The sequence below is a fragment of the Pseudomonas sp. RGM2987 genome (genome assembly GCF_022952855.1).
Taxonomy (GTDB): Bacteria; Pseudomonadota; Gammaproteobacteria; order Pseudomonadales; family Pseudomonadaceae; genus Aquipseudomonas.
Genome location: NZ_JALJDX010000104.1, coordinates 1 through 11,033, shown reverse-complemented (window position 1 = coordinate 11,033; position 11,033 = coordinate 1). Strand labels below are relative to the sequence as shown.

Annotated in this window: 10 protein-coding genes; 8 read left to right on the top strand and 2 right to left on the bottom strand. The window is 63.8% G+C overall.

The genetic code is table 11. From position 1 onward, the window contains the following. Positions 1-80: 80 nt before the first annotated feature. Positions 81-1,397, bottom strand: a complete 1,317-nt coding sequence (locus RGM2987_RS02120; RefSeq protein WP_245138471.1) for a bifunctional DedA family/phosphatase PAP2 family protein — start codon at positions 1,395-1,397, stop codon at positions 81-83. Between the two features lie 283 nt (positions 1,398-1,680). Beyond that, positions 1,681-2,361 carry a DNA-3-methyladenine glycosylase gene (locus RGM2987_RS02115; protein ID WP_245138470.1) on the bottom strand — a complete coding sequence of 227 codons (681 nt, stop codon included), beginning with the start codon at positions 2,359-2,361 and terminating at the stop codon, positions 1,681-1,683. 396 nt (positions 2,362-2,757) lie between these two features. Between RGM2987_RS02115 and RGM2987_RS02110 the strand changes: the two genes are divergently transcribed. The 8 genes from RGM2987_RS02110 to RGM2987_RS02075 all read left to right on the top strand — a co-directional run bounded on the left by RGM2987_RS02110 (position 2,758) and on the right by RGM2987_RS02075 (position 10,851). Continuing rightward, positions 2,758-4,029: a glutamate-5-semialdehyde dehydrogenase gene (locus tag RGM2987_RS02110; RefSeq protein WP_245138469.1), complete on the top strand. Its 1,272-nt coding sequence runs from the start codon at positions 2,758-2,760 to the stop codon at positions 4,027-4,029. A gap of 1 nt (position 4,030) precedes the next feature. Continuing rightward, on the top strand, positions 4,031-4,714 hold the full coding sequence (gene nadD, locus RGM2987_RS02105) for a nicotinate-nucleotide adenylyltransferase (RefSeq protein WP_245138468.1): 684 nt from the start codon (positions 4,031-4,033) through the stop codon (positions 4,712-4,714). Positions 4,715-4,785: 71 nt separating this feature from the next. Further along, a complete protein-coding gene (rsfS, locus tag RGM2987_RS02100; RefSeq protein WP_245138467.1) occupies positions 4,786-5,280 on the top strand; it encodes a ribosome silencing factor in 495 nt (164 codons plus the stop codon). A gap of 9 nt (positions 5,281-5,289) precedes the next feature. Next, positions 5,290-5,757, top strand: coding sequence for a 23S rRNA (pseudouridine(1915)-N(3))-methyltransferase RlmH (gene rlmH / locus RGM2987_RS02095; RefSeq protein ID WP_003185785.1), 468 nt, complete (start codon positions 5,290-5,292; stop codon positions 5,755-5,757). A gap of 10 nt (positions 5,758-5,767) precedes the next feature. Then, positions 5,768-7,663: a penicillin-binding protein 2 gene (gene mrdA / locus RGM2987_RS02090; protein ID WP_245138466.1), complete on the top strand. Its 1,896-nt coding sequence runs from the start codon at positions 5,768-5,770 to the stop codon at positions 7,661-7,663. A gap of 31 nt (positions 7,664-7,694) precedes the next feature. Beyond that, positions 7,695-8,798: a rod shape-determining protein RodA gene (rodA, locus tag RGM2987_RS02085; RefSeq protein ID WP_245138472.1), complete on the top strand. Its 1,104-nt coding sequence runs from the start codon at positions 7,695-7,697 to the stop codon at positions 8,796-8,798. Positions 8,799-8,815: 17 nt separating this feature from the next. Then, the gene (gene mltB, locus RGM2987_RS02080) at positions 8,816-9,826 is read left to right on the top strand and encodes a lytic murein transglycosylase B (RefSeq protein ID WP_245138465.1); all 1,011 of its coding nucleotides are present in this window, start codon (positions 8,816-8,818) and stop codon (positions 9,824-9,826) included. Beyond that, positions 9,826-10,851: a septal ring lytic transglycosylase RlpA family protein gene (locus RGM2987_RS02075; protein ID WP_245138464.1), complete on the top strand. Its 1,026-nt coding sequence runs from the start codon at positions 9,826-9,828 to the stop codon at positions 10,849-10,851. Before mltB ends, RGM2987_RS02075 begins: the two co-directional genes overlap by 1 nt. Positions 10,852-11,033: the final 182 nt, after the last annotated feature.

Genomic DNA, 11,033 nt, shown 5'->3' with positions numbered 1-11,033 from the left:
GGCGGTGTGTCATTCGACACATGTGCTGGATGACCCACCGCATTCGCGAGCAAGCCCGCTCCCACAAGGGCGCGCGATCATCAATAGGCATACCTCAACATCCCATGAGGCAGATGCCGCAACGCAAAGAAACTGAACGCTGCCACCAGCGCCGGCAGGATCAACCACCAGATTTTCGGTGGCATGGCCGGCAGCGGGGCCGGGCGCTGGCTCAGCCACAGCATGGCGGCGCAGACGCAGGCGGCGAGCATGGCGCCGGCGACTACATCGCTCGGCCAATGCGCCCCCAGGTACACCCGCGACAGGGCAATCGCCAATGCCGGCAGGCAACCCAGCAATAGCCAGGTCAGGCGCAGGCGCGGCGGCTGACCGCGTCCGGCCAGGATGGCCAGGCTCAGGAACAGCGCGAATGCGCCGGAGGCATGGCCGCTGGGCATGCTGTAGCTGGTCAGCGGGTCGGTGAGGATCTCCGGGCGCACGCGGGCGAAGAAGTGTTTGCTGCCGGTGTTCGCCAGGGAAGTGAGCAACATCGTGCCCCCGGCGAAGATCGCCTGGCGCCACTGGCGGGCCAGCAACAGCAAGCCGGTGAGCAGGATGCTGAAGATCAGCATGTTGCGGAATTCGCCGATCAGCGTGAAGGTCACGGCGATTTCGTCCAGCACCGGGGTGCGATGTTCCTGGACCAGGGTCATCAGGCCTTGGTCGAAGGCGCTCAGGTAGCCGAACCCGAGAAACAGGCCGATCAGGATCAGCAGGCCTAGGCCGGCAATGTACGCGGCGGCGTGTCGATGGCGGCGCATACTGCTGTTGACGCTCAGCCCGATCATCACGGCGATGCTGCCGATGACGATGCCGGCCTGGGGCCAGAAACCCTCGGGCAGCGGCAGGCGGAATGCCGCCCCGGTGGCCCAGCCGGGCAATAGGTAGGCCACGGTCCAACCGGAGGCGGCCAGCACGCTGACGGCGGCGAAACGCGGGAATGGCATGTCGCACATCCCTGCAACCATCGGCAACATGGGGCGCAGCGGGCCGATAAAGCGTCCCACCAGCAGGCTGGCGATGCCGTAGCGCTGGAAATAGTTTTCCGCCGCGCTCATCCATTCCGGATGATGCCGCAGCCCCGGCAGGCGCCGGATGTTCTGGTGGAAATGCCGCCCCAGAAAGTACGACACCACGTCCCCGAGCAAGCCCCCGAGCAGGCCCAGCAGCAACGTCTCGCCCAACGACAGCGCGCCACTGCCGGCCAGCACCGCTATGGCAAACAACAACACCGTGCCCGGCACGATCAGCCCGGCGATGGCCAGGCACTCGACGCAAGCGACAATGAACACCGCCACCGCCAGCCATTGCGGGTTGACGGTCAGCCAAGCGGTGATGCTATCGAGCCATGGGCCCATAAGGACAACTCCATAGAAGATTGATCGGCTACGCCAGGGCCCTGTGGGAGCGGGCTTGCTCGCGAAGACGGTGTGTCAGCCGCTATCGATTCTGCTGATCCGACGCCTTCGCGAGCAAGCCCGCTCCCACAGGGGCTGGTGGTGAACGGAAGTCCGTGGTCACCGAAGATCCATTGTGGGAGCGGGCTTGCTCGCGAAGACTGTGTGACAGCCGCTATCAATTCTGCTGATCCGACGCCATCGCGAGCAAGCCCGCTCCCACAGGGGATTTGTGTTGTGTCGCTCAGGACAACAAAAAATAATCACGGCCCTCGACTTGTCCACGTCGCAGCGGGTTGCGGGTGCACCAGGGGGCGTAGGCGGCGTCGACGAAGCGGTAGGGCAGGTCTTCGTCGCGCCCCAATGGGATACCCAAACGAGTGGTCTGGATCACATTCACCGTGGGCACGCCGACGTCTTCCACCAACAGCCGCTCGGGGTCGAAGCGCTTGGCGTCCCACTCCGGCACCCTCAGTCCCAGGGCCTTGCACAGCAGGGTCTGGCCGGCGCAGAGCTTTTGCGGGGTGCGCGGGCGTCCCTGGGCGTCGGGGTTGTTCAGCAGCATCTGGGCCAGGCTCGCCGGGCCGGAAACCGTGTCGACCCACGGATACGCCGATTTGATCAGCACCGCATTGCCTGGGCCCTGGGCGCTGAAATTCAACGAATCGCCGCCCCGGGCGTAGTACATATAGATGTGCCCGCCATCCAGAAACAGAGCCTTACGTTTTTCCGTATAGCCCAGGGAGGCATGGCTGCCCTTTTCGGCGAAGTAATACGCCTCGGTCTCGATGATCCGGGCGCTGAGCCACAGGTCGCCGACCTTATGGCGAATGACTTTGCCCAGCAGGTCCCGGGCAAGCACCTGGGCATCGCGATCGAAGAACGAGTGGGGCAGGGCGTTTGGCGGTCGAGGCAGATCGGTCATGTCGATAAACGGAGTGAGGCCAAAGGAGGCGCGATCATAGCAATGGAAAACTTAATCACGGCTGAACGCTTGCCGTTATGACTGGTGGGCTCCTTAAAAGGTTGCGCGTTTTTTGGGCAGAGCGCTTGCTGCTAGAGCACTTACCGTGGCGAGGGAGCTTGCTCCCGCTGGGCTGCGTAGCAGCCCCAAACGCTTTCATCTCAAATCGAATGCGACTGCTGCGCAGTCGAGCGGGAGCAAGCTCCCTCGCCACAAGGGACTCCAATTGACCGGTTTACAGCCATTTTCATGCCCCATCGGTCACTCGCGTACGACCAGACTGTCGGTGCTGCTGTTAGTCGAGGGTTACGACAGCTATAATCTGCCGCTTTCCTCACCGCCAAGACCACACAGACCATGACTGAGTCCGTTCTTGACTACATGACCCGCCTGGGTCGCGCCGCTCGCGAGGCGTCGCGCATCATCGGCCGTGCCAGCACCGCGCAGAAAAACCGCGCCCTGCAAGCCGCCGCCAATGCGCTGGACGCCGCTCGCGCCGAGTTATCCGCCGCCAACGAGCTGGACCTGGCCGCCGGCCGGGCCAATGGCCTGGAGCCGGCCATGCTCGAGCGCCTGGCGCTGACTCCGGCCCGCATCGATGGCATGATCGTCGGTCTGCGTCAGGTCGCGGCACTGCCGGACCCGGTCGGCGCGATCCGCGACATGAGCTACCGGCCGTCGGGCATCCAGGTCGGCAAGATGCGCGTGCCCCTGGGCGTGGTCGGGATCATCTATGAGTCGCGGCCGAACGTGACCATCGACGCGGCGAGCCTGTGCCTGAAGTCGGGTAACGCGACGATCCTGCGCGGCGGTTCCGAGGCGATTCATTCCAACCGCGCCATCGCCGCCTGCATCCAGCGCGGCCTGGCCGAGGCCGATCTGCCGGCCGCCGTGGTGCAAGTGGTGGAAACCACCGACCGCGCCGCCGTCGGCGCGCTGATCAGCATGCCTGAGTTCGTCGACGTCATCGTGCCACGCGGTGGCAAGGGCCTGATCGAGCGGATCAGCCGCGACGCCCGCGTGCCGGTGATCAAGCACCTGGATGGCATCTGCCACGTCTACGTCAGCGCCCACGCCGACCTGCCGAAAGCCCAGCGCATTGCCTTCAACGCCAAGACCTATCGCTATGGCATCTGCGGCGCGATGGAAACCCTGCTGGTGGACCAGGCCGTTGCGCAGCAATTCCTGCCATCGATGGCCGCCCAGTTCCGCGAAAAAGGCGTCGAACTGCGCGGTTGCGAGCGCACCCTGGCGATCATCGAGGCGAATGCTGCCACCGAAGAAGACTGGGACACCGAATACCTGGCGCCGATCCTGTCGATCCGCGTGGTCGACGGGCTGGATGAAGCCATCGAACATATCAACCGTCATGGTTCGCACCACACCGACTCGATTGTCAGCGAGCACCAGGGCGAAACCCGGCGCTTCGTCGCTGAAGTGGACTCGGCCTCGGTGATGATCAACACCCCGACCTGCTTCGCCGATGGTTTCGAATACGGATTGGGTGCCGAGATCGGCATTTCTACTGATAAGCTGCACGCCCGCGGCCCGGTGGGCCTCGAAGGCCTGACCTGCGAGAAGTACATCGTGGTCGGCGACGGCCAGTTGCGCGGACAGGAGCCGGTCTGACTTGGGCGATCTCGACCCGTCAGCCGCTGTGACGACCACCGCGCCCCGGCGCATCGGTATCCTGGGCGGCACGTTCGACCCGGTGCACATCGGCCATTTGCGCGGTGCGCTGGAGGTCGCCGACGCCCTGGGCCTCGATGAGCTACGCCTGGTGCCCAGCGCCAGGCCGCCGCACCGTAATGCGCCGCAGGTGTCGGCGCAGGACCGTCTGGCGATGGTCGAACGGGCGGTGGCCGGTGTGGCGCCGTTGGTGGTGGACGCCCGCGAATTGCAGCGGGACAAACCGTCCTACTCCATTGACACCCTGGAGCTGATGCGTGCGGAACTCGCCGCCGATGCCCAGGTTTTTCTGCTTCTGGGCTGGGACGCTTTTTGCGGCCTGCCCACTTGGCATCGCTGGGAAGAGTTGCTCCAGCATTGCCACATCCTGGTGCTGCAACGCCCGGATGCCGACAGCGAGCCGCCGGATGCCTTGCGCAACCTGCTGGCGGCCCGCTCGGTGAGCGACCCGCTGGCCCTCAAGGGGCCGAGCGGACAGATTGCATTCGTCTGGCAGACGCCGCTCGCGGTATCCGCCACCCAGATCCGTCAACTGCTGGCCAGCGGTAAGTCGGTACGTTTCCTGGTGCCCGACGCGGTCCTGGCCTACATCGATGCGCACGGGCTGTACCGTGCGTCGAACTGAACAAGGCGCGCTTCCAGGCACGTGAATGCGTGTAGCGAAGCGCCCGAACACATGAGCAAAACGAGTTTTATATGACTGACAAAGACGTAAGCAAAGTAAAGCGCAAAGGCACGTTCAAGAGCGCCCCGCTGCCGGTCGAGGCGCACACGGGCGTGGTCCTGGCCGGTGAAGATCTGGTCAAGGTGGCCGTGGCTGCCCTGGAAGACGTCAAGGCCCAGGACATCCAGGTGATCGACGTTCGTGAAAAGCAGAGCATCACCGACTTCATGATCATCGCCACCGGTACCTCCAACCGCCAGATCGGCGCGATGCTGGACAAGGTCCGCGAAGCGGTCAAGGCCCAGGGCATCAAGCCGCTGGGTGAAGAAGGCAAGGGCGACAGCGACTGGGTCCTGCTGGATATGGACGACGTCATCGTGCACATGATGACCGCCTCGGCCCGCCAGTTCTATGACCTGGAGCGCCTGTGGGCCGGTGCCGAGCAGAGCCGTTCGGCCAGCGCCGCGCACCACAGCCCGGAAAACACCCATGAGCACTTCACCAAGCTCAACAAAGACCAGCAATAAGGGACCGCTGTGCGACTGCGCCTGATCGCCGTCGGTTCTCGCATGCCCAAGTGGGTGGAAGAAGGCTGGCATGAATATGCCAAGCGTCTTCCGTCCGAGCTGGCCCTGGAACTGGTGGAAATTCCGCTCAATACCCGTGGCAAGAACGCCGACGTGGCGCGCTTCATCCGCCAGGAAGGCGAAGCCATGCTGGCCAAGGTCGGGCCGAACGAGCGGATTGTCACCCTGGAAGTCCACGGCAAGCCCTGGAGCACCGAGCAACTGGCGGTGGAACTGGACCGCTGGCGCCTGGATTCGCGCACGGTCAATTTCATGGTCGGTGGCCCGGAGGGGCTGGCGCCGGAAGTCTGTGCCCGGGCCGACCAGCGCTGGTCGTTATCGCCATTGACGCTGCCGCACCCGTTGGTGCGGATCCTGATCGGCGAACAGTTGTATCGTGCCTGGACAGTCCTGTCCGGGCACCCTTACCACAAGTAACCCTGCCCTCATGCCTCAGCCGATCCGCATCAAGGACCACGAAAAAGACGCCCGCCTGGTGCGTAGCCGCGTCGTGTTCGGTGCCATTACGGTGGTCACGCTGATCGGCGTGCTGATCGCGCGCTTGTATTTCCTGCAGGTGATCCAGTACGAGTACCACTCGACCCTGTCGGAAAACAACCGGGTGCATGTGCAGCCGATTCCGCCGACCCGCGGACTGATTTTCGACCGCAACGGCGTGGTGGTGGCCGACAACCGGCCCAGCTTCAGCCTGAGCATGACCCGCGAGCGCTCCGGCGACTGGCAGCAAGTGCTCGACGTGATCGTCGAAGTGCTGCAACTGACGCCCGATGACCGGGCGATCTTCGAGAAACGCATGCGCCAGGGGCGACGGCCGTTCGAGCCGGTGCCGATCCTGTTCGAGCTGACCGAAGAGCAGATCGCCCTGATCGCGGTGAACCAGTTCCGTTTGCCCGGCGTCGAGGTGGTGGCGCAACTGGTGCGGCATTATCCCCAAGGGCCGCACTTTGCCCACTCGGTCGGCTACATGGGGCGGATCAACGAAAAAGAGCTCAAGACCCTCGATCCGGTCAATTACAGCGGCACCCACCATATCGGCAAGACCGGCATCGAGCGTTTCTACGAGCCCGAGCTGCACGGCCAGGTGGGCTACGAAGAAGTCGAGACCAACGCCCGTGGCCGCGTGCTGCGGGTGCTCAAGCGCACCGACCCGATCCCGGGCAAGGACATCGTCCTGAGCCTGGACATCAAGCTGCAAGAGGCCGCCGAAGCTGCCTTGGGCGGGCGTCGTGGCGCCGTGGTGGCGCTGGACCCGGCCACCGGCGAGGTGCTGGCGATGGTCAGCCAGCCGAGCTTCGACCCGAACCTGTTCGTCACCGGCATCAGCTTCAAGGCGTACGCTGAGTTGCGCGATTCCATCGACCGGCCGCTGTTCAACCGGGTGCTGCGCGGTCTTTATCCGCCGGGTTCGACCATCAAGCCGGCCGTGGCGATTGCCGGGCTGGACGCAGGCGTGGTGACCGCGTCGAGCCGGGTCTACGACCCTGGCTACTATCAATTGCCCAACTACGACCACAAGTACCGCAACTGGAACCGCACCGGCGATGGCTACGTGGACCTGGAAACGGCGATCATGCGGTCCAACGACACCTACTTCTATGACCTGGCGCACAAGCTGGGGATCGATCGGCTGTCGTCCTACCTGAACAAGTTCGGCATCGGTCAGAAAGTCTCCCTGGACATGTTCGAGGAGTCCCCCGGGCTGATGCCATCGCGGGAATGGAAACGGGCGACCCGGCGCCAGGCGTGGTTCCCCGGTGAAACGCTGATCCTGGGGATCGGCCAGGGCTACATGCAGGCAACGCCGCTGCAACTGGCCCAGGCCACCGCCCTGGTGGCGAGCAAGGGCAAGTGGTATCGCCCGCACCTGGCCAAGACCATCGAAGGCCAGAAGCCGGTGGACCCGAACCCGATGCCGGACATCATCCTGCGCAATCCGTCGGATTGGCAGAAGGTCAACAACGGCATGCAGCAGGTGATGCACGGCGCCCGGGGCACGGCGCGCAAGGCCGCTATCGGCTCGCCTTACCGCATCGCCGGCAAGAGCGGTACCGCCCAGGTCGTCGCCATCAAGCAGGGCGAGAAGTACGACCGCTCCAAGGTCCAGGAACGCCACCGCGACCACGCCTTGTTCGTCGGTTTTGCCCCGGCCGACAACCCGAAGATCGTTGTCGCGGTGATGGTCGAGAACGGCGAGTCGGGTTCCGGCGTCGCCGCGCCAGTGGTCCGCCAGGTCATGGACGCCTGGTTGCTGGATGAGCACGGCCAGCTCAAGCCTGAGTACGCAAGCCCTACCACCGCGGAGGCTACGGCCCGTGAAGAATAATTTCGACCGGATCCTCTCCAGCGAAGATGTGATGCGCCGTCGAGCGACCCTGTTGCAGCGCATGCACATCGACGGTCCGCTGTTGATCCTGTTGCTGATCCTCGCCGCCGGCAGCCTGTTCGTGCTGTATTCGGCCAGTGGCAAGAGCTGGGACCTGCTGGCCAAGCAGGCGACTTCGTTCGGCATCGGCCTGGTGTCGATGATTGTCATTGCCCAGCTCGAACCAAGGTTCATGGCGCGCTGGGTGCCGCTGGCCTATGTGGTGGGCGTGAGCCTGCTGGTGGTGGTGGACGTGATGGGCCACAACGCCATGGGCGCCACGCGCTGGATCAACATCCCTGGCGTCATTCGCTTCCAGCCTTCGGAATTTCTTAAGATCATCATGCCGGCGACCATTGCCTGGTACTTGTCCAAGCGCACCTTGCCGCCGCAGCTCAAGCACGTGTGTATCAGCCTGTTGCTGATCGGCATCCCGTTCATCCTGATCGTGCGCCAGCCGGACCTCGGGACGTCACTGCTGATCCTGGCCGGCGGCGCGTTCGTGCTGTTCATGGGCGGCTTGCGCTGGCGCTGGATCCTCAGCGTGCTGGCCATCGCGGTGCCGGTGTCGGTGGCCATGTGGTACTTCGTGATGCATGACTATCAAAAGCAACGCATCCTGACCTTCCTCGACCCGGAGAGCGATCCGCTGGGCACCGGCTGGAACATCATCCAGTCCAAGGCTGCCATCGGTTCTGGCGGGGTGTTCGGCAAGGGCTGGCTGATGGGCACCCAGTCGCACCTGGACTTTTTGCCGGAAAGCCACACCGACTTCATCATCGCAGTGATGGGCGAGGAGTTCGGCCTGGTGGGCATCTGTGTGCTGCTGCTTATTTATCTGCTGCTGATCGGCCGGGGGCTGGTGATTACCGCCCAGGCGCAGACGCTGTTCGGTAAATTGCTCGCCGGCAGCCTGACCATGACGTTTTTTGTTTATGTTTTCGTCAACATCGGTATGGTCAGTGGCCTGTTGCCGGTGGTGGGCGTGCCGTTGCCCTTCATCAGCTATGGAGGAACTTCGCTGGTGACACTACTGTCAGCGTTTGGGGTTTTGATGTCGATCCATACCCATCGCAAGTGGATCGCGCAGGTTTGAATAAGGTGAAGAGTTCAATGCAAGCAATGCGTGGCTGGTCGACGCGACATGCGCCGTGGATCGGCCTGGTGGGCTTTCTGGGCGGTGCGTCGCAGGCCTTTGCCGGCGAATACGAAGGCTCGCCGCAGGTGGCCGAGTTCGTCGGCGAGATGACCCGCGACTACGGTTTTGCCGGTGAGCAACTGATGGGGGTGTTCCGCGAGGCCGAACGCAAGCAGTCGATCCTCGACGCAATTTCCCGGCCCGCCGAGCGCGTCAAGCAGTGGAACGAGTACCGGCCGATGTTCATCACCGAAGCGCGTGTCGCCCGGGGCGTGGACTTCTGGCGCCAGCACGAGGCGGCCCTGACCCGCGCCGAGCAGGAGTACGGCGTACCGGCCCAGGTCATCGTGTCGATCATCGGCGTCGAGACCTTCTTTGGCCGCAACACCGGCAACTTCCGGGTGATCGACGCACTGTCCACCCTGGGTTTCGATTACCCGCCACGGGCCGAGTTCTTCCGCAAGGAACTGCGTGAATTCCTGTTGCTGGCCCGCGAAGAGCAGGTCGATCCACTGACCCTCAAGGGCTCCTACGCCGGGGCCATGGGCCTGCCGCAATTCATGCCCAGCAGTTTCCGCGCCTATGCGGTGGATTTCGACGGCGACGGCCACATCAATATCTGGAACAACCCGACCGATGCCATCGGCAGTGTTGCCAGCTATTTCAAGCGTCACGGCTGGGAGGCCGGCCAGCCGGTGGTCAGCCGTGCCGACGTGCGGGGCGAGCGGGTGGACGAGGGCTTGACCGAGGGCATCGAACCGACGAAAACCGTTGGGGAGTTGCGAGCGTTGGGCTGGTCGAGTCATGATGCGCTGCGTGACGACATGCCGGTCACCGCGATCCGCCTGGAAGGCGAGCAGGGCCCCGAATACTGGATGGGCCTGAAGAATTTCTACGCGATTACGCGTTATAACCGCAGCGTGATGTACGCCATGGCCGTGCATCAACTGTCAGAAGAGCTGGTCAAAGCACGGGGCGTCAAATAATGCGGGCATTGCCTACCTATCAACCCCTGAAAGCCAAGCCCCTCAAGCTCGTGGCATTGGCCGCGCTGTCGCTGCTGGTCGTCAGTTGTTCGACCAGCCGTGCGCCGGCCCAGAAGAATACCAGCGCCGTGCGCGCCATGCCGGGCCTGGACATCAACCGGGCCCACAAGGACGGCGCGCCGTGGTGGGACGTGGACGTCTCGCGCATTCCTGACGCCACGCCGACCCTGCACACCGGGCCCTACAAGGCCAACCCGTACACGGTGCTGGGCAAGACCTATTTCCCGATGGCCGACTCCAAGCGCTATGTCGCTTCGGGCACGGCGTCCTGGTATGGCACCAAGTTCCACGGCCAGAACACCGCCAACGGCGAGGTCTACGACCTGTACGGCATGAGCGCGGCCCACAAGACCCTGCCGCTGCCCAGCTACGTGCGGGTGACCAACCTGGACAACAACAAGAGCGTGATCCTGCGGGTCAATGACCGGGGGCCGTTCTATTCCGATCGCATCATCGACCTGTCGTATGCGGCGGCGAAGAAACTCGGTTACGCCGAAATCGGCACCGCGCGGGTCAAGGTCGAGGGCATTGACCCGCAGGAATGGTGGGCCCAACGTGGCCGTCCGGCGCCTTTGATGCTCAACGAGCCAAAAGTCGCGCAAAATGCCGCGCCGACCGTGACGGCGTCCACCGGCACGGTCGAGCAGTGGACACCACCGCCGCAGCAACATGCCGCGGCCGTGCTGCCGGTACAGCTCGATGCAAAAAAAAACGCTTCTGCACCAGCGTCTGGCCAGTATCTGCAAGTGGGCGCGTTCGCCAACCCGGACGCTGCCGAGCTGCTACGGTCCAAGCTGAGCTCGATGGTGAGCGCCCCGGTGTTCATCAGCTCGATCGTGCGCAACCAGCAGACCCTGCACCGGGTGCGCCTGGGGCCGATCGGTTCTCCGGGTGAGGTCCAGCAGGTGCAGAACAGCGTGCGCCTGGCCAATCTCGGTTCGCCGAGCCTGGTCACCGCCGAGTAATTTGATTGAAGGCCCGCTTGCGGTTCGAGCGGGTCAGGTTGTTGGCTCCACGCATAACAAAAAGCCCGGCAAGGGATGTGAGTGAGCAACTACAATACGCGGCAGCCAAGAGGTCACTGCCAATCAGTTAAGTCCGGCACAACCACTGTGGCGAGGGAGCTTGCTCCCGCTGGGCTGCGAAG